This window comes from Thermogemmatispora sp. (genome assembly GCF_042408735.1).
Classification (GTDB): Bacteria; Chloroflexota; Ktedonobacteria; order Ktedonobacterales; family Ktedonobacteraceae; genus Thermogemmatispora.
The window spans coordinates 81128-104873 of sequence record NZ_JBHOQV010000047.1; the positions used below are offsets into that span (position 1 = coordinate 81128).

17 protein-coding genes are annotated in these 23746 nt (G+C 62.5%); 12 read left to right on the plus strand and 5 right to left on the minus strand.

Features of this window, described 5'->3' with window-relative positions:
* Positions 1-742: 742 nt before the first annotated feature.
* Positions 743-2023: a cellulase family glycosylhydrolase gene (locus ACFMO7_RS03020; RefSeq protein WP_376794052.1), complete on the minus strand. Its 1281-nt coding sequence runs from the start codon at positions 2021-2023 to the stop codon at positions 743-745.
* 256 nt (positions 2024-2279) lie between these two features.
* On the opposite strand from ACFMO7_RS03020, the gene ACFMO7_RS03025 reads away from it, so the two are divergent.
* From ACFMO7_RS03025 to ACFMO7_RS03035, 3 genes are all read left to right on the plus strand, one after another.
* The gene (locus ACFMO7_RS03025) at positions 2280-3380 is read left to right on the plus strand and encodes a LacI family DNA-binding transcriptional regulator (RefSeq protein WP_376794093.1); all 1101 of its coding nucleotides are present in this window, start codon (positions 2280-2282) and stop codon (positions 3378-3380) included.
* A gap of 239 nt (positions 3381-3619) precedes the next feature.
* Entirely contained in the window at positions 3620-6676 is a 3057-nt protein-coding gene (locus ACFMO7_RS03030; RefSeq protein ID WP_376794053.1) for a beta-galactosidase, read from the plus strand.
* A 493-nt stretch (positions 6677-7169) separates the two neighbouring features.
* The gene (locus tag ACFMO7_RS03035) at positions 7170-8543 is read left to right on the plus strand and encodes an MFS transporter (protein WP_376794054.1); all 1374 of its coding nucleotides are present in this window, start codon (positions 7170-7172) and stop codon (positions 8541-8543) included.
* An 83-nt stretch (positions 8544-8626) separates the two neighbouring features.
* Here the strand turns inward: ACFMO7_RS03035 and ACFMO7_RS03040 are convergent, their stop codons facing one another.
* Positions 8627-8968: a lycopene cyclase domain-containing protein gene (locus tag ACFMO7_RS03040; RefSeq protein WP_376794055.1), complete on the minus strand. Its 342-nt coding sequence runs from the start codon at positions 8966-8968 to the stop codon at positions 8627-8629.
* Positions 8969-8974: 6 nt separating this feature from the next.
* On the minus strand, positions 8975-9352 hold the full coding sequence (locus tag ACFMO7_RS03045) for a lycopene cyclase domain-containing protein (protein WP_376794056.1): 378 nt from the start codon (positions 9350-9352) through the stop codon (positions 8975-8977).
* A gap of 278 nt (positions 9353-9630) precedes the next feature.
* Here ACFMO7_RS03045 and ACFMO7_RS03050 point away from each other — a divergent pair, with 278 nt between their 5' ends.
* From ACFMO7_RS03050 to bioB, 8 genes are all read left to right on the plus strand, one after another.
* Positions 9631-10995, plus strand: a complete 1365-nt coding sequence (locus tag ACFMO7_RS03050) for a hypothetical protein (protein WP_376794057.1) — start codon at positions 9631-9633, stop codon at positions 10993-10995.
* Between the two features lie 174 nt (positions 10996-11169).
* A complete protein-coding gene (locus ACFMO7_RS03055; protein ID WP_376794058.1) occupies positions 11170-11868 on the plus strand; it encodes a response regulator transcription factor in 699 nt (232 codons plus the stop codon).
* A 20-nt stretch (positions 11869-11888) separates the two neighbouring features.
* The gene (locus tag ACFMO7_RS03060) at positions 11889-13493 is read left to right on the plus strand and encodes a sensor histidine kinase (protein ID WP_376794059.1); all 1605 of its coding nucleotides are present in this window, start codon (positions 11889-11891) and stop codon (positions 13491-13493) included.
* Positions 13494-13822: 329 nt separating this feature from the next.
* Positions 13823-14647, plus strand: coding sequence for a hypothetical protein (locus ACFMO7_RS03065; RefSeq protein ID WP_376794094.1), 825 nt, complete (start codon positions 13823-13825; stop codon positions 14645-14647).
* 1414 nt (positions 14648-16061) lie between these two features.
* Positions 16062-17267 carry an 8-amino-7-oxononanoate synthase gene (gene bioF / locus ACFMO7_RS03070; protein ID WP_376794060.1) on the plus strand — a complete coding sequence of 402 codons (1206 nt, stop codon included), beginning with the start codon at positions 16062-16064 and terminating at the stop codon, positions 17265-17267.
* 176 nt (positions 17268-17443) lie between these two features.
* Complete coding sequence (gene bioA / locus ACFMO7_RS03075; protein ID WP_376794061.1) at positions 17444-18811, plus strand: adenosylmethionine--8-amino-7-oxononanoate transaminase; 1368 nt, start codon at positions 17444-17446, stop codon at positions 18809-18811.
* Positions 18808-19602, plus strand: a complete 795-nt coding sequence (gene bioD, locus ACFMO7_RS03080; RefSeq protein WP_376794062.1) for a dethiobiotin synthase — start codon at positions 18808-18810, stop codon at positions 19600-19602. The genes bioA and bioD overlap by 4 nt, the downstream gene beginning before the upstream one ends.
* A gap of 42 nt (positions 19603-19644) precedes the next feature.
* Entirely contained in the window at positions 19645-20691 is a 1047-nt protein-coding gene (bioB, locus tag ACFMO7_RS03085) for a biotin synthase BioB (RefSeq protein ID WP_376794063.1), read from the plus strand.
* Positions 20692-20861: 170 nt separating this feature from the next.
* Here bioB and ACFMO7_RS03090 read toward each other — a convergent pair whose 3' ends face one another.
* Both ACFMO7_RS03090 and ACFMO7_RS03095 read right to left on the minus strand, forming a co-directional pair.
* Positions 20862-21062, minus strand: coding sequence for a hypothetical protein (locus ACFMO7_RS03090; RefSeq protein WP_376794064.1), 201 nt, complete (start codon positions 21060-21062; stop codon positions 20862-20864).
* A 194-nt stretch (positions 21063-21256) separates the two neighbouring features.
* On the minus strand, positions 21257-22291 hold the full coding sequence (locus tag ACFMO7_RS03095; RefSeq protein WP_376794065.1) for an alpha/beta hydrolase family esterase: 1035 nt from the start codon (positions 22289-22291) through the stop codon (positions 21257-21259).
* Positions 22292-23398: 1107 nt separating this feature from the next.
* Between ACFMO7_RS03095 and ACFMO7_RS03100 the strand changes: the two genes are divergently transcribed.
* Entirely contained in the window at positions 23399-23740 is a 342-nt protein-coding gene (locus ACFMO7_RS03100; RefSeq protein WP_376794066.1) for an alpha/beta hydrolase family esterase, read from the plus strand.
* Positions 23741-23746: the final 6 nt, after the last annotated feature.

Consider the following 23746-nt stretch of genomic DNA (forward strand, 5'->3'; position numbering starts at 1 on the left):
CTGCTCCCTCTGCATCTAGCTTCACCATCACTGTCTGCGTTGTGAATTCCTTAGCGTCAGGCTATGGCTGCCACCGCCAGCGAAGGGTTGCAAGAGCAAAGTCGGATGAATGGAAGCAGAGCGCGGCTTGCTCGGCTGGCGGGGGAGAGCCGGCGGCGTCTGTAAGGTACAGGCCAGGTCCTTCTCCAGGGAGAGCGAAAAGGACAGTGCTGAGGTATGCTGGCCAGATTGACTGGCCGTAGCTTCCCCTTTTCCCTGGCGGGAAGTAGCGAGGCGATAGCATAGCTGCCAGTCGCTGCCGCATCCTCAAAAAGAGGCGCCATGGAAGGAAGAAGGGAACGATTGCTCTTAGGAGACCACTCGATTCTCCTTCCGATCGTGAATTTCCAAAACCCGAGGGCATCCGGCCATTCCGTCAGGCCAGGCAGGCCGGCGTGGCGGACGGGCCAGACCCAGGCGGGAGGCCTCCCCAAAAAGGGGCTGCCTGGAACGGGCGATCCAGGCAGCCCAGTGTCACAACACAACAAGCAGGAAACCCAGGGCGTGAGGGTGTCGGTGGGGCGGTAACGGTCTGCTGATCGGCAAGGCTCGCCCCTGGGCCGCGCCATCCGCGATCATCTCAAAGCAGAAGCCTCAGCCGTTGGTGCGCGAAACCTGGCCGCTCCGGTCGGCGCATGGGGCTTCCCTCTGCCCCTTGCTCATGCCCTGGCGAGGTCAAAGACCCTTGTTTTCTCCAGACCTGTCAACTGCTCCGGGAACGCGGTCCCCGGGAAGGACGCCCAGATCTGGCTCGCATCTGGGCCTCATGTTGGGCGATGACAGTGGCCGTGCTGCTCGGATAGGTCACGCGGAACCCATCATAGTTGGGGTAGAGCGTGCCATCGTCCTGGAGTCCCGTCAGAATCCAGAACTGATCTCCGTTGCCGGCCAGGCGATAAACCTGGTTGGTCCACTGGCGGTAGATCTCGTCGCGCGTCGTCAGATCCAGCCAGCCGTACTCCTCCAGAACCACCGGCTTACCCAGGGCATGTCCATCGCGGATGTGGTCGGCGATCCACTGCAGCGACCAGGCATTATCTTTGCCCCAGTAGTCGGGATAGAGATGCAGGGTGCCGTAGTCGACGGTCGGCAGCGCGACCAGGCGCTTCCAGTCCACCCCCTGACTGCCGTTGTAGGCCCAGTCGGCGTTACCCGGCTGATTGTACCAGCCCTCGTCGCCGACCGCAACCAGGTGAAGGCCATCCATACTCTTGATAAAGGCACTCATCTCACGAACCCAGGCCGTCAGGGTCTGACCGCTGGTGTCCGACTGACAGCGCGGCTCGTTGGCCAGCTCCCAGGTCATGATCGTCGGATCGTGATAGAGCGGCTTGCCCGTGTAACGGTTCACGCGGTGGATGAAATGGCGCACGTAAGCCTTATAGGCGGCCTTGATCTGGGGATTGGTATAGAAGTCGTCATGACTGCTGGCCCCGAACCAGGCCACGTACTGGTTCATGCCGCCGAAGTCGTCCCAGTTGTTCACCAGCGGCACAACCAGCTTGATGCCAAGCTGGCCCGCCCGCCAGACCGTGTAGTCGAAGCGCTCGTAGCCGTCTTCAGGGTAGACGCCGGGCGAAGGTTGCATCACAAAGCCGTTGTGCGGCTGCCCGTCGAGAAAGCCCCAGATGCGCAGGACCGGTAGACCCATAGCGACGACGTCCTTGAGCACATCGTCGATCATAAAGTGGGATTGATAATGCATATAATAATTGTTGGTGCCGGCGAAATAGAACGGCTCGCCGTCCAGCACAAAGACAGGCCCACGCCGGCCCACGAAGCTATCGCGCTTCTGCCGCAGGCTGGCAGCCGAGAAGCGAGGGGGTGATTCCACATCAGCACTGGGGCGCGCAAAGGCCGTCCCCGCGGTAAAGCCCGCGCTCGCCGTCCAAAGGCTCAGGCCAGCGGCGGCAACAGCTCCTAGAAAGGCCCGCCGGCTCGCCTGCTTCTGCGGTTGCGGGGTCTCAGCATGTGCATCCTGCATACGCTCTGCTCCTTCCTGGATGGGTGGCTGCGCTCCAGTTGTTTCAAAGAACAATGCAAATTTTTCAATGAACCGTTACACGGAAGAATGGTACCATCCTGGATGCCATTCTGTCAATACTACCCCTTCTCATGGTTGAGCCGCCTATTGCCTCCTGACAACCGGCCCAAAGATTGACATTGATCAATATGGATGTTATCTTTTGCGTGAACGTTTCACAGCCTTGGAGGAATCGGCGTTGGCGAACACTGTCACCTTGAGAGACATTGCGAGGGAGGCGGGGGTCTCTGTGGGCACCGTTTCGCGGGTGCTCAACAATCATGGCAACGTGAGCGAGGAGACGCGCCAGCGTGTGCTGCGTGCGGCCTCGCGGCTTGGCTACTTTGGGGGAGTGCGGCAGGGACTGGGGGGAGAAGAGCGGCCCTTTGAGGGGCGGGCGGTCAGAGAGATTGGCTTCCTCTTCTGCTCTTTTCTTCCCAAGACTTCCGTCCCCACCAATCCTTTTTGGTCGCACATCCTGCACGGCGTCGAAAGCGAGGCGCGGCGGGTCAACGTCAAAGTGACCTATCGGTCCATCAGTGAGATCCAGCAAGACCCCGATCGCCTACTGACGACGATCTACGATATGCGTCTCGGGGGCATCCTCCTGGTAGGGCCAGCGGAGGCCATCACGGTGCGGACCATTCAGCAGACGGGCACGCCGCTGGTGCTCGTTGACAATTATGTTCCCCAGGCCGATGCCGTCTTAGGCAATAACCTGGACGGTGCCCGTCAAGCCGTCGAATATCTGATCGGTCTGGGTCATCGCCGCATCGCCTTCCTTGGTGGTCCCTTTGTGAGAGAGGCGGAGAGCGCGCGCGGGCACCAGGGAGAGCAGAGCCGGCTGCCGCCGAGGAACCGTGTCCACACGATTGAGCGCCGCGCCCAGGGGTACTGTCTGGCTCTGCTGGAGGCCGGCCTGCCGGTTCTGCCGGAGCTATACGAGGACGGTGGCCTCTCGATGGATGGCGGCTATCTGGCCTGCAAACGACTGCTAGAGCGCAATGTGGCCTTTAGCGCCCTTTTTTGCGCCAACGATGAGATGGCTGTCGGGGCGATGAAGGCCCTGCGTGAGGCCGGCCTGCGCCTGCCTGAAGATGTCTCTCTGGTTGGTTTCGATGACATCGACATGGTCGAGCACCTGACGCCTGCCCTGACGACGGTTCGCGTCAACAAGGAGGCCCTTGGCGTGGTGGCCTTGCGGCGGCTGCTCTCCCTGATCAGCCATCCCGATCCCGTGCATGTGGTCTCTATGCTAGATGTGGAGCTGGTGAAACGCGAGTCGGCCTGCGCTCCGGCTCTTGCCGCTGGGCTGTGAGCCTGGTAGGTTCGAGGCTCCTGGCTCTGTCCGTCCAGGGCCTACCGGCTGGAAGCCTGCCCTCTGCGGACGGCCTTGCTCAGCCCTGTCGTCGTCGCTCCCGTGTCGGCAGGGATGCCCTCGAGACACCCCGGCTTGCCTGACAGGTGATTCTCGTGGCGCCTTCGTCTCGCGCCCGCTGGTCGGGGCGGAAGCGCCTTGTTTGTATGGATGCTTTTGTGTGAGGAACGATGGTCTCTTTGATTCGCTCAGATCGCTTGCTTGTCTTCGCTGATCCAGCTTACCCGCGGGCTTGCAGCCAGGCCCTGCTGCACGAGTTGCTGCCCGGACCATTCGAGGTCTGCGATGCGGCCCATCTGGCTGAGGCTCTGGAGAGCGCCCCGCGCCTCCTGATCTCTTTTCACGGACCCTATTTCCCCAAAGCCGCCTGGAACGCCCTGCTGCGCTTTTTGGAGCGCGGGGGTAATCTGGCTATCTTCGGCGGTATGCCCTTCGCGCGACCTGTGACCGCCGCCGGCGAGGTAGAGCCAGAGCAGGATGTCTATGCCCGTCAGCTCGGCCTTGGTCCCTTCTTCCCACTCGATCTGTCGGCCACTGCGGCCCTTCCCGGCTCACTGCGCCTGCAGCCTTCCCCGCAGGCCCTCTTTCTGCACGATTGCGAGCTGCCCCTTTCTGCCGAGCATCCGGGACGCTTCTGGGCCTGCTATCCACGCCTGACGCAGAGGTCCGACTATCCTGAAGAGATCGGCTCGGCGGGCCCATTCGATACGCTGTTGCTACCCCTGATATTTGCTGTTGCCGCTACCCCCTATGGAGAAGAGAGGGTGGCGACCCCAGCCCTTGTGCTCGATCAGGTCGGTGGGCGCTTCAGGGGGGGACGCTGGTTGCTCTCGCTCTGGGAACCCGCTGCAGAAGAGGATTGGCTGGCTCTGGCTGAGCCGCTGCGGCGCTTGCTGGCTTTTGCCCTGGAAGATCCGCTCTGCTTCGCCGTGCGCCCCGTGCTGGCCTGCTATCAGCCAGAGGAGGCCCCAGCTCTGGTGGCAACTCTACCCGAGCGGCTGGCACTGGAGTTGAGGATCAGGGTAGAGCACGCCGATGACGGGGAGGTGCTGCAGAGCTGGCATTTCGAGCTGCCGGCCTCGTCGATCCGTTATGAGCGCTATCTGCAGCTAGCGCCACCTCCAAAAGCTGGCCTCTATCGTGTGCTCACCGACTATCGGCCTGGCGGTGGCCAGTGGTTGAGCCAGGAGACAGGCTTTTGGATCTGGGATGAGGCCCTGGTGGCTGCAACGCGCGGAAAGCGTTTGCTGGCCGGGCGGGACTATTTTTATCAGGGCCAGCGTCTCTTTCTGGTTTGCGGGACGACCTACATGGATAGCCGCGTGCAGCGCAAGTACTGGCGCCTGCCGAATCCGGCACGCTGGGACCGCGAGATGGCCGAGATGAAGGCCGCTGGTATCAATCTGCTGCGAACGGGCCTCTGGACAGCCTGGCGCGAGGTGATGCCTGCGGCTGGGGTGCCAACCGAGTCCTTTCTGCGGGCCCTCGATGCCTTCGTGCTGACGGCCTGCCGTCACGATCTCCAGGTCATCTTTACCTTCTTCGCCTTCTTCCCACCTCTCTTCGATGGCCTCAATCCCTGGCTTGATCCGCGCTCGCTAGAGGCTCAGGAGCGCTTTGTGTCGCTGCTGGCTCGCCGCTACGCACGCCTGGAGCTGCTGTCATGGGACCTGATCAACGAGCCGAGCTTTGGTGACCCGGCTCGCGCCTTCGCTCAGCGCCCACTGCCCAACTATGATCGCTACGAGCAGCAGGCTTTTGTCCGTTGGCTGCAAGAGCGCTACCCGTTGGAGCAACTGCAGCTGCGCTGGCGCGAGACGCCGGCGGATTTGCCTTCCTGGGAGCAGCTCCGGTTGCCGCGCGAGACCGACTATTCAACCTCGGTGCGCGATACAACGGCCCGCGCTCTGCTGAAGGTGGCCGACTATACGCGCTTTTCGCAGGAGATGTTTGTGGTCTGGGCGCGCCGCATGTATCGCGCTATTCGCGCCGCCGGCAGCCAGACGCTGATCGGGGTCGGCCAGGATGAGGCCGGAGCCCGGCTGGCTCCCCAGTTTTACGCTGAGGCCGTCGATTATACGACGACGCATCCCTGGTGGAATGTCGATGACCTGCTCTGGGATATGTTGCTCGATAAGACACCCGAGCGGCCCAATTTGATCCAGGAGACGGGCGTGATGCTGGTGCGCGACGTCGATGGTCGCCCCTGGCGCACAGAGCAGGCCAACGCCTGGTTGCTGGAGCGCAAGCTGATCATGGGCCTGATGGCTCGCGGGGCTGGCCTGATCCAGTGGCTCTGGCATACCAACGCCTACATGACGAGCGAGAACGAGAATAGCATCGGCCTGGTGCGCGCCGATGGCAGCGCCAAGCCGGAGTTGCTGGTGATGCGCGAGTTCTGTCGCCTGGTACAGGAGCTGGAGGGGCAGGTGCAGGAGGAGCCGGAGCCGCCACCGGTCTGGCTGGTGATCCCTTACAGCCAGTGGTTTGCCCGCCCGGACCTGGGAGCTTTGCCAACGCGCCAGGCCGTGCGAGCTTTGGCCAATGAGCTGGGCGTTATCCCCCAGCTCGTCGGCGAGCATCGCCTCACAGAGCTGGCGCTCGAACGCTATCGGCCTCGGGTGGTCATTGTGCCGGCCCTGCAGCTCTGCGAGCCAGCGGCCTGGCTGGCTTTGCTCGCCTATGTCGAGCGCGGAGGGACCGCCCTGGTGAGTGGGGTCGTGGGGCGCGATCTGCATAATTTGCCTTTCGATCCAGGTTTGAACATCGGGCACACCCTTCCGGAGCCGGTCGCTCCCTACGAGGAGCTGCGCCTTGAGGATGGGAGCCGCTATCAGCTGAGTTTTACGCAGGAAAAGACGGGCTATGTGCGGAAGGCCCACAACGAGCTGCGCGAGCTGGCGCTTGGGACTGGGCGCTTGCTATGGGTCGGACTGCCGCTGGAGCTGGCGAGCGAGCTGGAGCCGCTGGCGCGTCTCTACCGGCGAGTGCTGGGGAAGACGCCGCTGGAGCCGCAACCCGAGGGGCAGCGTCGGCCCTGGCTGCTGGTGCGCCGTCCGCTGAAGGAAGGGACCCTGCTGTTGGTGGCTTCCGAGGCCGGGAGCGAGCAGTCTCTCTGGCTTGAGGAGGAGGGGCTGAGCCTGGTGGTAGCCCCACAGCGCGCGGGAGCGGTGCTGCTCTTGGCGGGTCAGCCGCCGCGGACCTTCGGCGGCCTGCGTCTCGCCAGGCAAGAGTAAGCTTTGACGTCATTACCGGGAGAGCGGGCAGCGAGCACTTGCTGCAGCCCGCTCCGCTCGGGGAGCGCTGCCAGCTCCACTGGACAGAGCATGTTCGAGCGGTTATACTATACCTAACTCTATTCCTCTTCCCGCTGGCCTGCCGTTCGCACGGAGTCTGCCTCTACCAGCGCTGCTGGGGGCTGCTCACCGGCCAGGGGGCCGTCTGGAATCCAGCGGGGAGTAAGGCCAGTCAACCGGTAACCATCAACAAGTGAATAAGCCGTTGCCTCTTCGGGCCAGCAACGCTGTCGCCTGCCCTGTCGTTCAGTGCCGCGAAGACGAGGCCGGTGCTCCTGGGGAACCTGGAGGACAGTGCCTGTCCTGCTGCTTTTGCTTGCTGCCGAAGCCGATCGTGATCGAGAGCGGAGGCGCTCCCGGGAGCCTTTCCACAGCGTGACGACGTCGCTGTGCTGTATGTCCTGATCTCACGCATTGCTTCAAGGAGGAATGCATGGCAACGGTCTCAGAGACGGGTCCCGTGACTGTGCGCCGCATGGTCCCCATTCTGGCGGCCAGCACTGTCGGGACAGCCATCGAGTGGTACGACTTCTTCCTCTACGGCTTCCTCTCGGCGACGGTCTTCCCAAAGCTCTTCTTCCCGGAGCTGGATCCGGTGGCCGGGACGATCGCTTCCTTTACGACGAACTTCGTAGGGTTCTTTGCGCGTCCGCTGGGAGGGGCCTTCTTTGGTTGGTTTGGGGATCGTGTTGGACGCAAGTCAACGCTGATTGCGACGCTGCTGCTGATGGGCATTGCAACGGCGCTGATGGGCCTCTTGCCCGGCTATGCTCAGATCGGTCTGGCGGCCCCGCTGGTGCTCTCGGTCTTGCGCTTCCTGCAGGGGGCCGGCGTCGGCGGCGAGTGGGGCGGCTCGGTCCTGCTCTCGATGGAGTATGGTGACGATCGCCGGCGCGGCTTCTGGATGAGCTGGCCTCAAACCGGTGTGCCGCTGGGTCTGGCGCTGGCGGCCATCGCGGTCCTTGGCTTCCAGGCCATCTTCCCCGGAGAGGCTTTCCTGACGATTGGCTGGCGCATTCCGTTCCTGCTGAGCGTGCTGTTGATCTTTGTCGGCCTCTACATTCGCTTGCGCATCCTGGAGACGCCCGCTTTTCGGCGTGTTAAGGAAACAGGACGCATCGCCCATGTTCCCCTGGTGGAGGTCTTTCGCCACTACTGGCGTGAGATTATTCTCTCGGCCCTGGTGCGCTCGGCGGAGCAGGCACCGTTCTATCTGTTCACGACCTTTATTCTCTCCTATGGCTCCAAAACGCTCAAGGTCGACTCCAGCGTTCTCTATGCCGGCCTGATTATCGCGGCGGTCTGCAGCCTGGTCCTGATGCCGACCTGGAGCCATCTCTCGGACCGCTTCGGGCGCAAGCGCTGGTACATGATCGGCTGTGTCTTGATGGCACTCTATGCCTTCCCCTACTTCCTGCTGCTGGAGACGCGGGTCCCGCCAGTGGTGGTCCTGGCCATGATTCTCTCGATCAGCTTCTGCCACGACTGGCTCTACGGTCCGCAGGCAGCTCTGATCTCGGAGCGCTTTGGGACGCGGCTGCGCTATAGTGGGGCTTCGCTCGGCTACCAGCTCGCCTCGATTACTGCTGGTGGTCCGGCCCCTATTCTGGCGACCTGGCTGGTGGCCAATACGCGCTCCTTTATTGGGGCGGGGGCACCGCCCTACACGCTGATCGCCGTCTTCATTATCTTTATGGCCGTGGTTTCCTTCATCTCAACGGCCCTGATCGGGCGGGAGCTGGCCGGTCAGGCTGCCGTTGAGGAGGTAGGTGGCGAGGGAACAACCCTGGCCGCCCAGACGCCCTAGCCTGGCCTGGCTCCTCCTCGTCGCTGGGGAGGGGGGCCACCGTGAGGCGGGTAGCGCCGCTGCCCGCCTCTGTTCCTTTTCCCTCAGTCGGGAGAGATCGGCGGCGCGCAGGTGGGGCTGAGCGAGCCAGGAAGCAGGAGTACGAAACCCTGGGCAATCATGGCCGCGGTCAGGAAGTAAAACAGGGCTTCCTCCAGGGGAACGTTGCCGAGGGTGAGGCCCAGAAGCAGCGAGGGCTGGAAGAACCAGATGTGTTGAGCGATGGCCAGGCTGTCGGCCAGCGTCAGATAGCTGCCGACGAGGAGCACGGCCCAGGGCCAGCGCCAACGCAAGGCCCAGAGCTTGCGCCAGCCCACAAGCCATTGCAGGCCCAGGATCGGTAAGGCCCAGACCAGCAGGAAAAACAGATACGTGATGTGTGCCATCCTGGTTCAGGCCCCCTTCACCCTGTTGAGGTTCTGCCTCGCCGGCTCTGGTGCCGCGGCGGCGGACTGCGGGTGAGGACGCGGTCCAGATGGCAGAAGGGCGCAGAGCAGGAGGGTGGTCAGCAGGGTTTCCAGTAGGGCGAACAGATATTCCTCAAGCGGGATCAGCCAGAGGCGTAGTCCCCAGGTCTGGGAGGGGGACCAGTTCCAGATGCCGCGCGCAACGGCGGCGTGGTCCCAGGGAGCCATCGCTATCAGGACAATCGCGGCGAGCAAGGCGCTGGTGAGCCAGTAGCGACGGTGCCACAGACGGCGGCGGAGCAGCAGCAACAGTAGTGCGCAGGGTAGAAGCAGGAACAGGGCCAGAAAGCCAGCGTAAGTCATAGTTCGTCTCCTCTTCCTGATGAAGCTGTTCTTTCCTTCCTTTCAGAAAGAAAGGACGCCGTGGGCCGGCTATTCTGGTCCTCCTCTATGCGAGCCACCTCCTGCCATCCTCTCCATCACAACGGGCGGGTGGCCCGCCTGTCTCTACCCTTCCCTGGTCTTTTTTTTGGCTCCCTCGTTTCAGCTTCAGTTCAGGTCGCTCAGGTATACCATAGCGGTGGTTGAGGAGGAGAAAGGTGGATACGCTATCGCCGACGACTGCAGAGGGAGAGAAGGCTATGAATAAGCTGTCCGATTGCCAACAACGACAAGTTTCCTGGCTGAAAATCGTAGCGCTGCTGATCCTGCTTCTGTTGTTGAGTGCCTGTGGGGAAGAAGCGGCCAGGGGACCTGGTGGAGGAGGGCAAATGGCGCAGGGTTCTGCCCCTCCTACCCTCTATGTGCTCGATGGTTTGCCCTCCAGTGGCAGCCAGCGTCTGCTGGTCTTCCAGCCGAGCAGCGGAGGCTCCATCAATGCGCGAATCTTCCCGGCGGGCTTGTTAGGAAGCGATCGCAGGCATCTCTACCGCGCTCTTAGCCAGGGAGGGGAGACGACCATCGAGGTGACCGATCTGTCGACGGGAACCAGACTCCCTTCTTTGGTGATCCCCGGCTCCTATGCTACCACCGATGCTGGGACGGGGAAGTCGATGCTCTCGGGTGATGGGCGCTGGCTGGCTCTGCGCGATCTCAAGACGCCCACCGGCATGACTCACATTGTCCTCATCGATACTCGGGCCGCGAAAGTGGTCAAGACCATCGACCTCAAGGGCGATTTTGATCTGGATGCCATCGCTCCCGAGGGCAATGCTCTCTATCTGCTGGAGTATCTTGATCGGGCGGCCTATCGCTACAATGTGCGTGTCTACGATCTGGCCGCTGGTCAGCTTGTTCCAGGGGCTATTGTTGATAAGAATGAGCCTGATGAGAAGATGCAGGGTCTGGCCCTGACGCGGCAGCTCTCGCTTGATGGGGAGGTGGCCTTTACGCTCTACATCAATCCCCAGACGAACAAGGCTTTTATCCATGTCTTGCCTCTGACCTACCGGACCGGTGTGCCGCTTGTGGCGCGGTGCCTGGATCTGCCGACTGGCACCGGTCCGCAGGCCAGTGCCCTGCTGCATTTCTATATCCTCTTCCTGGGGCGCGACACCCAAACCGTCTACGCGGTCAATGCTGCTCTGGGTGTGGCCGCTCTCATCAGCCTGGCGCCCATGGCCCAGGGCGGCGTCACGGCTCTCCGTGAACCCTGGACGACTAGCTTCCATCCTTCTCTGCCGCGTCTCCCCGCCGATGCGGCAGCCATGCAACGGCAGCTTGCTAACGGAGCCGTGGCCTCCCTGCAGCAGACGCGCCTCTACGTCGTGGGTCTGCGCGGCATCTGGGTTTTTAGCCTGCCTGGGCTAGAGTTGCTGACAGTCTATCTGCCCCAGAGCGTCTTTACTGGGCTGGAGCTAGAGATTGGGCAAGGACGCCTCTATGCAGTCGGCCCAACGGAGGGTATCATTCCTATCGATAGCGCCAGCGGCATGGCGGAGCGCCCGCTGCCGGTGCCCGCGCGAGCACCGTGGGGCATTGGCTGGCTGGGCGCCTCCCAGCCATAAGGGGTAAGAAATAAAAAAGAGGAAAAGAAGAACGGAGAAAGGGGCCGGAGGGCCGGCCAGCCTGTCCGATCGGTTGAGCCTGCTTGACCAGGACAGACGGCAGGCTGAAAGGCCTCCCTCCTGCCCTGGCTCGCGGAGAAGCGACTGTCTTCTTTGCCAGGCACGGGACGAGCCATGAAAGCCCATATCCTGATCGTTGACGACGATAGCCGGCTGGTGAATACTCTTCGACGCAGCCTGACCTACGAGGGCTTCCAGGTCTCGATGGCCAGCGATGGTGAAACGGCTCTGGCCGCGGTGCGCGCCTCTGCCCCTGATCTGATTATCCTCGATATTATGCTTCCTGGCCTGGATGGCCTGCAGGTCTGTCGCCGCCTGCGGGAGGCCAGAGACCGCGTTGCCATTTTGATGCTCACTGCCCGCGATGCGGTCCCCGACCGGGTCCGGGGTCTGGAACTGGGCGCCGATGACTATCTGGTGAAGCCCTTTGCCCTGGAGGAGCTGCTGGCGCGTGTTCGGGCCCTGCTGCGGCGCTCCTCGCCCGGGACCGCCCAAGCCGCTATCAGCCAGGAGATCCTGCACTTCGCCGACCTGGAGCTGGATACGGCCACGCGCCAGGCCCGGCGCGGTGCGCGCTTGATCGAGCTGAGCACCACTGAGTACGAACTCCTGCTGCTGTTCATGCGTCATCCACGTGTTGTTCTGACACGCGCATTTCTGATGGAACAGGTCTGGGGCTACGATTTCGAGGGCAGCCCAAACATTCTGGAGGTCTATGTAGGGCGCCTGCGCAGTAAGCTGGAGCAGCAGGGGGAGCGGCGTCTGATTCAGACGGTCCGTGGGGCTGGCTATGTTCTGCGTCTTCAGGACTGACAAGGGGGGAAGAGTATGCCATGCGGGCTATGGCGCTGGTGAAGGCGCTGCCGCTGCCGGCGCGCCTGACGGCTGTCTACACTCTGCTGCTGGCTCTGGCGCTGGGGGCTTTTGGTCTGCCAGTCTATCTGCAGGCCGAGCGTACGGCCTATCAGGGCCTGGATGATCTGCTGCGCACTCGGGCCGAGAGCGTTCGCTTCGGTAAGAGCTTCCTGGCTGCTTTCTGTGACCCGGCGGCATCAGGGGCCTGGCCGCAACAGTTGCCGGTGCTGCTCAATGGGGTCGATGCTGCTGAAGGAGGGGTCTCGATTGAGGTGTTGACCGCCAGCGGACAGTTGCTGGCCACGACGGCGGGTTCTGCCAGCGGTACCGATCCGCAGCGGCAGTCGATCTATCTTGATCCAAGCAGCGCGACACCCTGGCCTCAGCCGGTCCCCTGGGATGCCTCGGCTCTGCGGCAGATGGTTGAGAGGAGCCGTCAACTCCAATGGAGCGGGACCGCGGAGCCGCCAGGTATCTTTACGACCGTTGGCTATGGCGGCCTGCGTATCCGAGTCTATACCCTGATCAGTGAGCCGCTCTGTGTGGGGGATGCGCCTCATGTCATTCAGACGGCGCGCTCGGTGCAGGATATCGAACGGGGGCTAAGCTGGCTGCGTACGGCGCTCTTGGGAGGGGGAACGCTGACGCTTCTGCTGGCGATGGCTGGGGGCTGGCTGCTCTCACGGGGCCTGCTGAGGACGGTGCAGCGTCTGACTCTGACGGCGCGGCAGATTAAGGAGAGCTGCGATTTCAGCCGGCGGCTGGCTCTCCAAAGAGGCGAAGCAGCAGGAAGCAGGGAGCTAGAGGAGCTGGCCCATACGTTGGATAGTATGCTGGCTGCGCTGGAGGAGACCTATCGCGCGCAGCAGCGCTTTATTGCCGATGCCTCTCATGAGCTACGTGCCCCCATTACTTCGATTCGCTGCAATCTAGATCTACTGATGCGTGCGCCGGATCTGCCGGCTGGCGAGGCGCAGGCAGCTCTTGAAGATGCCCGGGCCGAAGCTCAGCGCATGGGGCGTTTGATCAACGATCTGCTCCTTCTGGCGCGCAGCGATGAGCAGCGGCGGCTCTCCTCGCCTCGCGGGGCACCGGCCCTGGTTCACCTGGACGACCTGCTGCTGGAGGTCTTTCGTCAATACCGGCGCCTTTTGCCCTCTCTGCAGACTGAGAGCGGCGCGCAGCGGGAAGAGGGTCCGCGCCTGGTCTTGCTGCAAACGATGCCGGTCCAGGTCTACGGCGATGCTGATGCCCTCAAGCAGGCCCTGGTCGCCTTGTTGGATAATGCTCTCAAGTATACGCCGACGGAGGGCGTGGTGACGCTGGCCCTCTCCGTCTCCGGGGGGGAGGCGCTCCTCAGTGTGAACGATACAGGGATCGGCATCGCCCCCGAGGACCTACCTTTTATCTTCGAGCGTTTCTATCGGGCCGATCGGGTTCGCAGCCGCGAGCCTGGCGGCAGCGGCCTCGGACTGGCGATTGTGCGCAGCATTGTGCAGGCTCATGGCGGCAGTGTTGACGTCGAGAGCAGGCCGGGTCAGGGCAGTACCTTTACGATCAGGCTGCCACTGGCGGAGGTATAGTCTGATCTGGCCTGACTGCAGGTCCAGGGGTTGGCCTCCTTTTTTCCTCTGGCGGTGGCCAAGACGCTTTCTCCATCGTTGAGCCAGACGATGGCAGGCAGAGACGGGGTAGGCTGAGGTAAAGCATGGCTGCTCTGTCCGAGCAGACAGGTGTTTGCTGATCCCGCTCTGCTGTCTTGCCTTATTATTCCGCACGGAGGGAGAGATTTGTCCAATGCCATCTCTTACTGTTGTTGTGATGGCCTCTGTTGCCGGAGCGGCGGCGAAGAGCCTGCTGTGCTCGAGCCAGATGCTGCTGAACGGGCGTGAGGAGGGGAACAATGCCTGAGATGACACCTTCCTCCCCACCGGCAGCCGGGGCCGCCGCTCAGCGCTCCCCTTTCTTCTCGCCTCAGCAGCTCCAGCCATTGCTGGTCAAGGTTCCGGAGATCACTGTCTATTTCTGGATCATCAAGCTGCTGACAACGGCTCTGGGAGAATCGACCTCGGATTTTCTGGTCTACCAGATTAATCCCTATGTCGCGGTGGGGTTAGGCTGCTTTGGGCTGGTGGCGGCCTTGATCTTGCAGCTCTCGCTGCGGCGCTATCTCGCCTGGGTCTACTGGCTGGCGGCCCTGATGGTGGCGGTCTTTGGCACGATGGCCGCCGATGTAATGCACGTTGTCCTTGGTATCTCGTATGTTGTCTCGACCGTCTTCTTCGCGGCGGCTCTGGCGGTGATCTTCGTGGTCTGGTACCTGTGCGAACACACGCTCTCGATTCACAGCGTCTATCGCGGGCGCCGCGAGCTGTTTTACTGGGCGGTGGTGATCGCCACCTTTGCCCTGGGGACAGCCGCCGGCGATCTGACGGCGGCTACCCTGAATCTCGGTTACTTTCCCTCGATTCTGCTCTTCACCGTTCTTTTTGCCCTGCCCGCCCTGGCGTACTGGCTGCTGGGCTTCAATGCCATTGCGGCCTTCTGGTGGGCTTATATTGTAACCAGGCCACTGGGAGCTTCGATTGCCGACTGGCTCGGTAAGCCTTATCTGGGTGGCCTGGGACTGGGCGATGGCAAGGTCTCGCTGGTCTTGCTGATTCTGCTGGTCCTCTTTGTGGCCTACTTAAGTCTCACGCGCCGCGATGTCCAGCGGCGTCCGCCTGAGCCGCACTGAGTGTCGATCGGGGAACCTGGGTCAGCAAGGTCTGCAGGACGGCCCAGCTATCTCGGCAACGGATGGCGGGTCGCCTTCTGGCTTTTTCTCTTCTGGGCCAGCTCGGCGGCTCGCCCTTAACAGGGGAGATTGCGGGCCCAGCCTCGGGCCAAGCCCCTCAGTAGTGGCGTCGAGCGTGCTAAGGTAAGGTAGTGGCCGCAGGCTCCATCTGATAGAGATGCTGCTGGAGAGAGACAGACCTGTTCTGTTGCCTGCTCTGGCCCGTACTGGCTGGGGACTATGGTCGGCGGCGGGAGATGATCTGCTGCAGTGCTGCCAGGCACGTGCTCTGGCAAACCGTGTATATTACGTGGTGATCGTTAAGGCTTGTCCTGAATAAGAACAAGCAGTTTGTACATCACCAACCTGTGCGTGCAAGGGTGGCCCCAAGGTCTGCGAGCAATGTGGAGCGACGGCGTAGAGCCGGTGGCTCAAGCTCTGGCTGCCGTAAGCGTGGGAAGCAGGCCCTGCATATCCTGTCCTGTCAGGGTGAGAGAGATGCCTTCATTTAGCTTTTCCATCCAGGCGAGGCGCAGGTAAGCCTCTTCCTTAGCGATCATATACGTCCCCAACTCTCGCAGTGGCCTGAATAGGCGCGATTTATCTTCATAATTGTAAATCCTCAAAATCGCGCCAGAATTCTAGGGTTCGGCATAGCCGCCAACCCTGGCTCAGAGGGCGTCATCGAGGTTGAAGTCGTTGGCGAGGCTGGCAAGGCTCATCTGGTGGCTGCTGGCCAGCTTGCATGCACGCTCGATGCAGAGCGGATGGGGCCTTTCCTGGCCACTGTCGGCGTAGACCCTAGAGAACTGGACGTAGTAGAGGCCCTGGGTAGCCTCGCTGTCCTGTTATAGCTGGGGGCGGGCGGCTCGCAGTACCAGGTGGCGGTTTGGAAGGAAGTGTCCGCGCTGGCGCGGGAGGCTGCCCTGGTAGGCCATGTAGGCCATGCCGATGGTGAGTGATCAGGCCGGGATCCTGCGGTCCCTTGCCCAAGGCGATGATTTCGAAGAGGTGACCAGGGGCAGCGATCAGATCGAGGCGAGCGAGGGCCGGGCGGCCCGGCATCTGGTGGGTGTAAGCGAGCCAGAGCGTTGCGCGACCAGCCGCGGCGTGAGAGCCTCAACTGACTGAGTAGCGGCGAGCCGGGCCATTCCCCCTCTTCCATGATGCCCCAGGTGGCAGAACCGGGGCCAGCCGAGGCTGGCTGACATCTCCCGCTGCTTGACCCGGAAGGAGCGGTTTAGCGCCCTTGTCAGTCGGGGCCGGCTTCGCTACAATAGGGCCAGACTCAGCATCTCGCCGGACCGCTTCCCCCGATTCCAGCAGCCGGCGAGGTCAGCGAGTTGCCATCACGTCAACAGAGGAAACGCCCGGAATGATGCAAGAGGGCAGGCCCCTCGACTTCATGCGCGCACGGCTGCAAACCCTACAGGAGGCCCAGCTCTACCGCCGCTTGCGACCCGAACTGGGGAGCAGCGAGCCGTGGCTGGAGCGGGATGGGCGCCGTCTGCTCAACCTCAGCTCGAACAACTACCTTGGCCTGGCCGACCATCCCGCCCTCAAAGCCGCCGCGCGCCAGGTTCTTGAACGCTGGGGCTGTGGCATGGGATCCTCGCGGCTGATTGCTGGCAGCAGCGCCCTGCACGCCGAGCTAGAAGCGCGCCTCGCCCGCTTCAAGGGCAGCGAAAGCGCCCTGGTCTTCAACAGTGGCTACGTTGCCAATCTTGGCATCATCACCGCTCTTGTTGGTCCCGGAGACCTTATCCTCAGCGATGCCCTCAACCACGCCAGCATCATCGACGGCTGCCGCCTGAGTCGCGCTACCTGCAAGGTCTACCCCCACGCGGACAGCGCCGCCGTTGCCCGGCTCCTGGCCGAGGCCCGACGGAACGGTCACAGCGGCAAGACGCTCGTCGTGACCGACTCGCTGTTCAGCATGGATGGAGACGTTGCCCCCCTGGAGGAGCTGGTCGACCTTTGCCGTCAACATGGCGCACTGTTGCTGGTCGACGAAGCCCACGCCACCGGCTGCCTTGGTCCTGGCGGGCGGGGCCTGCTGGCCGACCTGGATGAGGAGGTTCGCGCCTACGAGGGCCTCATCGCCGTTGGCACCCTCAGCAAAGCCCTGGGCAGCTTCGGCGCCTTCGTCGTAGGACCCGCGCTGCTTACCGACTACCTGATCAATGTTGCGCGCCCCTTCATCTTCACCACCGCCCTGCCGCCTCCTGTCGTTGCCGCCTCCCTGGCCGCGCTCACCCTTCTCGAAGAGCAGCCCATGCTCGTCGAACGGCTGCAGGCGAATGCCGCCTACCTGCGTCAAGGGCTGCAAGCCCTGGGTTTTAACACCCTGGCTTCCAGCACCCACATCGTACCGGTGCTGGTCGGCGAAGCCAGTCAGGCTCTCGAGATGGCGGCCCGTCTGCAGGAAGCTGGAGTGCTGGCCGTGGCCATCCGTCCGCCGACCGTTCCGGCGGGCATGGCGCGCATCCGGGCCAGCGTCATGGCCGTTCACACGCGCAGCGACCTCGATTTCGCCCTGGAAGCCTTCGAGCGCGTCGGGCGCGAGCTAAGACTGCTCTGAGGCGCAAGGTCTGTGGCTCGCCAGAAGAGCACAAGCACCAGAAAGCCGAGAAGCAAAGGCGGAACCCGCGGTCGGCGTGGCAAGGCAGCCTGGCAGGGGGAGAGCGAACGCACGCTCCAACCCTCTGGCGACAATGTGGAAAGGAAGGAGACATTGAGGAAGAGAAAGGAGATGCTATGGCCTCTCGCGGCGAAAGCATTCGCTGGCAGAATCTCGACAAGAGCGTCCTCTGGCACCCATTCACCCAACAAAGCGACTGGGAGGCGGAGCCGCAACTTGTCATCGAGCGCGCCGATGGCTGCTATCTCATCGACAGCGAGAACAATCCCTATCTTGACGGAGTCTCATCGCTGTGGGTCAACATCCACGGACATCGCCACCCGACCATTGATCAGGCCATTCGCGAACAGCTAGAGCGGGTGGCCCACACGACCTTCCTTGGCCTGACGCACCCGCCCGGCATTGAACTGGCGCAGCGACTGGTCGATCTGGCGCCGGGCCGCCTGCAGCGCGTCTTTTACTCCGATACAGGCGCGGCCGCCGTTGAAATCGCCCTCAAGATGGCCGTCCAATACTGGCAGCAATGTCCCTCGCCTCAGCCGCAACGGACCAAATTTTTTGCCCTGCACAGCGCCTATCATGGCGACACTGTCGGCGCCATGAGCGTCGGCGGCATCGAGATGTATCGCCGCTCCTATCTACCGCTGCTCTTTCCCCATGTTGAGGCACGCAGCGCCTACTGCTACCGCTGCCATCTGCAGAAGACCTATCCCTCATGTCAGATGGCCTGCCTGGAAGAGGTTGAGCGTGTCATCAGCACCCATGCCCATGAACTGGCAGCGGTTATCATGGAGCCGCTGGTTCAGGCGGCGGCTGGCATCTATGTCTATCCCAAGGGCTACACGCGCGCCGTCTGGGAGATCGCCAAGCGCCACGGCCTCCTCTTCATCGCCGATGAAGTGGCTACCGGTTTTGGGCGCACGGGCAAGATGTTTGCCTGTGAGCACGAGGGCATCGAACCCGATCTGATGGCCATTGGCAAGGGCTTGACCGGCGGCTACCTGCCGCTGGCGGCCACTCTGGCCACAGAAGAGATCTATTGTGCCTTCCTGGGTCCTGGGCGGACCTTTTTCCATGGTCACACCTACACCGGCAATCCCCTGGCCTGTGCGGCAGCTCTGGCCAACCTGAAAGTCTTTGAAGAGGAGGAGACTCTCCAGCGCCTGGAGCTGCGCATCGCCCTGATGGAGGAATGGCTACGTTCCTTCGAGTCCTTGCCGATTGTAGGCGACATTCGCCAGTGTGGCTTCATGGTTGGCATCGAGCTGGTAGAGGACAAGAAGACCAGGAAGCCCTTTCCGCCCGAGCAGCGCGTGGCCGTGCGCGTCATCAAAGAGGCGCGCAAGCGTGGGCTGATCCTGCGTCCGCTGGGTGATGTCCTGGTGATCATGCCGCCCCTGGCGATTTCCCATCCGGAGCTGGTGCGTTTGCTGGATATTACTTATGCTGCCATTGAAAAAGTTGCGGAGGAGGTGCTCCCATGAAATGGGCCTGCTTTGTGACGGGAACTGATACCGGTGTGGGAAAAACCGTAGTGACGGCGGCTCTGGCGGTGGCCCTGAGACAGCGGGGATTGCGCGTCGGGGTCATGAAGCCGGCGGAGACCGATTGCCCTCTGGAGCAGGGGCGTGAGGGTGCGCATGATGCCCAGCTATTGCAGCGGGCGGCGCGCTGTCTGGCCCCGCTAGAGCTGGTGGTTCCCTATGCCTTGCCGTTGCCGCTGGCGCCGGCGCTCTCGGCAGAAGAGGCCGGCGTCACTATCGAGCCTGGCGAGATCGTGCGCTGCTACCGTCGGCTGCTGGCCACGCACGACGTGGTCCTTGTCGAGGGGGCTGGTGGCCTGCTGGTGCCTTTGACGGCACAGCAGACGATGCTTGATCTGGCCGTGACCCTGAGACTGCCGCTGCTGGTGGTGGCGCGCAACGTTCTTGGCGTCATCAATCATACCTGCCTGACTGTCGCCGTGGCCAGCCAGCGCGCGCGCGTCCTGGGCGTTGTCCTCAACCATCCGGCTCCCCCCGACGAGAGCGACCCGGCGGTGCGCAGCAACGCGGCAGCGCTGCGGCGCTGGTGCCCGGTGCCGCTCTATGGTCCCGCGCCCTATCTCACCGACCTCGACGAGGAGGCGCTTGCCGTGCTGGGCCAGCAGCTGCTGAGCGCGGAGCTGCTGGAAGGGATGGCCCTCGACGTGGCCGAGGGCTTCGATGCGCCGGCGGCGGCCTCGACTGATGAGGAGGGCATTCCGACCGAGCCGCTCAATGAGGCGGGTGCCTGATCTTGATCACCGGCAAGCAATCTGAGAAGGAAGCGACGACACATGCAGGTTGATTTTCAATGTCTGGCCGACAAGGCTATGAGGGGCGAGATCCTCACGCGCGAGGAGTGCCTCGCTGTGTTGACATGTCCTGATGAGCGCGTATTAGAGCTGCTGGCCGCCACCTATCGTGTGCGCCTGGCCTTCTGCGGCAGGCGCGTCCATCTCCACATGCTGATCAATGCTAAGAGCGGCATCTGTCCCGAGGACTGCCATTATTGCTCGCAGTCCAGTATTTCACGGGCGGCTATCGAGCGCTATCCGCTGGTGAGCCTGGAGCGCTTGTTGGAGGGAGCGCGCCGGGCCAAAGAGGCGCGCTGTCGGCGCTACTGCATTGTTATCAGTGGACGGGGGGCAAACAATCGCGAGATCGACTTTCTGGTGCGAGCGGTGCGCCGCATTAAAGAGGAGGTTGACATTGCTATCTGCTGCAGCGTCGGCCTGATCTCGGAGGAGAAGGCGCGCCGGCTCTATGAGGCAGGAGTGGAGCAGCTCAATCATAACTTGAATACCAGCGAGCGCTACTATGGGGCCATCTGCACAACGCATACCTATCAAGATCGCTGGGAGACACTGCAGGCGGCCCGCCGCGCAGGTTTGCATCTGTGCAGTGGGGCGATCTTTGGGCAGGGGGAGTCGCTTGAGGACATTGTTGATGTCGCTCTGGCTTTGCGCGAGCTGGAACCACAATCGATTCCGGTGAATTTCCTCTTACCCATCTCGGGCACCCCCCTGGAAAACACACGCTATCTGCGCCCTTATGACTGTCTGCGCATTCTCTGCCTGATGCGCCTGACCAATCCGAAGCAGGAAATTCGTGTTTCGGCGGGGCGTGAGGTGCATTTGCGTTCGTTACAGCCGCTGGCCTTGTATGCGGCCAATTCGGTCTTTGTTTCAGGGTATCTGACGACGCCGGGGCAGCACTACAAGGAGACCTGGCAGATGATTCACGACCTCGGGTTTGAGATCGAGGAGCATGCGCCTGAAGAGCCGGAAGAGGCCGCGCCGGCTCTGACGGGCGTCCAGGCTTTCGGGGGCGGTGAAGACTGAGGGGGAGGCTGCGGCCTTGGATGGCCAGTCCAGGCTGAAAGGCGGAAGAAAAGGCCCTCGCTCCGTCGTGGCTTGATAGGGCGAGTGCCTTGTTTGGGCCTGGATCTTGCCCGCTGGCCCGATGAGCGGCGCTGGCTCTGGTCTGGCTCCCGGGCCTCCCCTTCGAGAGGTCAGGAGAGCGGGAGGGCGCGCGATTGCTCGAGGTTGGAAGCCTGGCCGATGGCAAGTAGCAACTGGCGGATCGTGCGCAGCGAGTGGATATGAGGGGCAAAGGTGGAGACGAGCTGCTCCAACTGAGGGCGACGGCTGCTAACTGCTGCCGTGAAGTCCTCACGACCCTCTTGCAAGGCTTGTTGGAAGCCCTGTTGCAAGCCTTCCTCGATAAGGGCGCGCGGCTGTGGTCTGTTTGAGTTTCTCGAGGAAGTGTGGCTGCCTCTTGATCTGCTCCTGGAGCCACTTTATGCTGTAGGGAGGGAGCGACCGCCGCCTGCCCTGCCAGAGGCGGGACGGCCCCTCCCTCGCCGGCAGATAGCCGTCTGGCTGCTTGCCGTGGCACAATATCCAGCTAGGGCATGGGGTGATTCATAAAGAAGGTGTAGATCGCACTGGTAGCATTGGGACCGGCGGGATCGGTGTAGCTGCCGCTGCTGCTCCCTCCTGACCAGGCATGGCCCATGCCGTAGACCTCCCAGTACTCCTGGATCTCGCGACCAGTGCTGTCGTTCCAGGTCTGGACCGTGTAGGTGTGGCCCCCGGGCACCTGGCCGTTAGTGCTGCTCGCCGGGCTGCCAAAGCTGGCCTTATAGCTGCCGCCCGAAGCCAGGCGGTCGGTTGTCATCCACTGCTGCACAACCTGATCTCCGTTGATCGGGTAGACCACACAGTCGCTCTGACCGTGAAAAACGATGGTGGGCACGACGCGTGCCCGACTCCCCATTGCCTGGTAGGCGAGCTGACCCTGCTGCTGGGGATCGGGACCCCCGTAGAGCTGGGCCAGCGGCGCTGTGTAGGCCGAAGTGGCGGCCTGATATTCAAGGCCCGAGGCTACCCCGATAGCGGCAAAGAGGTCAGGGTAGGTCGCGCCCATAATGACGCTCATCGCCGCCCCTGCCGAAAGTCCCGCCACATAGACGCGCTTACGGTCGATGGTCCAGCGGGCCGTACTCTGTTCGACCGTCTGGACGATGCCGGCGATGATAGCCGGCTCGCCGTAACCACGGACCTGATTCCCCGGCAGGAACCAGTTCCAGCAGGCGGAGACATTGTAGAGCGTGGTCTGCTGCGGATAGACGACGATGAACTGTTGCTGATCGGCCAGGGCGTTCATCTGGGTGCCGGCGGCAAAATCAACGGGCGTCTGGGTGCAGCCGTGGAGCATGACAATCAGCGGCACCGGCGCACCGACGCGGTAGCCGGCGGGCGTGTAGACATAGTAGGGACGGCTCCCGGCTGGCCCACTATAGAAGTACTGGGTAAATGTCCCGCCGCTGGCCCGCACGGCGGGCGGCGACAGCAGCAGGAGAGCTGCTAGACAGAGCAGGAGACCTACGATGACGAGAGGACGCACACGCGAGGAGTAGAGGGGAAGGACCTTCGACATACGGCAATCTCCCTTGCTTGCAACGCCGATGCCCTCATGGCATCGCCTTCAGAACAGCAGGCCCGGCCGACGATTGGATGAGTCGGCCGTTGTGACCATCATGGCAGGAAAGGGCATCATTGCCCTGCGCTTGTCAGGCGTCGCGACGCGGGTCGCTGCCGGCCAGCCCCGGCCCGCCAATCCTCAAAAGAGCCTGCGGGCCGGGCCTGCCTCGGCTGACCGGCGGCGGTGTGTATGACACATGATTCATGTATCATATATCGAGGCATCTGTCAAGGGAGAGAGGACAACTTCTCCCTTGACAACGGCACTTTTCTGACTGTAATGATACATGAATCATGTGTCATATGATGAATGACTCATGGTTCACTCAGCCGGTCAAGGCGGTGGCCCCTCTGCCCAGCCCAAGAGCATGGTCTGGTGCTCGATATATGACATATGATTCATATATTATGCCAATCTGAAAAGAGGCCGCTGTCAAGAGGCAGAGTGGAAAGATTCTCGGCTTCCCTCTTGAAAGGGCCACCGCGATATGATGAATGATTTATATATCATAATATTATGGATGATTTATATATCGTATACGAGTCGAATGCGCCGGCCGGCCCGTACTCAGCCAGCGCTGCGCAGCCAGAGAGGAAGCCACCATGGTGCGTGCACCCTGAAGCGGGGTTTCCCGCAGGTCCTTTGCCAGGCCGGCCAGCAGGAGAGTGGGAGGCACGCCGGGGTACACGCAGCGCGGCGGACCACGCGCATCCGCCCACGGTGCTGTGCCGTATAGTATGAGCAACGGCTCGGCCGTTCCCTCTCGCCATCTGGGCCATTCAGGCAACGATCCAGCGATCCACTCATGTCGCGCTCTATACCGCTCGTTCAGCGGGGTGCCATGATGCCCCTGGAGCGCAGTAGAGTGCAGCGGCCTTCAGCCAGGTATGCAAGGGAGACTGTCATAGGAAGATATCTTCGTCCCCTGCTCGTCGGCAGCCTGCTCCTCCTGCAACCGGCGCAGGCCAGCAGCCGCACCTACCCAATGCATCTACAGCCGTCCAGCCGGGAGTCGCCCCTTACTACGTCGACACCCCCGCTGGCTACCGAGTCGGTACGACCGTGCCGCTGATCGCCATCTTGCACGGCTGTACGCAGACGCCGAGCGACTTCGCCGGCAGCACCCAGGCGAGCGCCCTGGCCGATCAGCAGCAGTTCATCGTCGTCTACCCAAAGCAGACGAGCAGCTATAACTCCCCCTCTTGCTGGAACTGGTTCCTGCCGGGGAATCAGGTCCGTGGTTACGGCGAGCCGGCTATCATCGCCGGCATTGTCCAGAGCGTGAAGCGGAACAAGGCGCAGTGGGACATCGGTCCCCAGCGCGTGTATGTCGCCGACCTCTCGCCGGGGGGCGGCGATGGCTGTGACCATGGGGGCGACCTATCCCGATCTCTTCGCCGCTAGCCGATG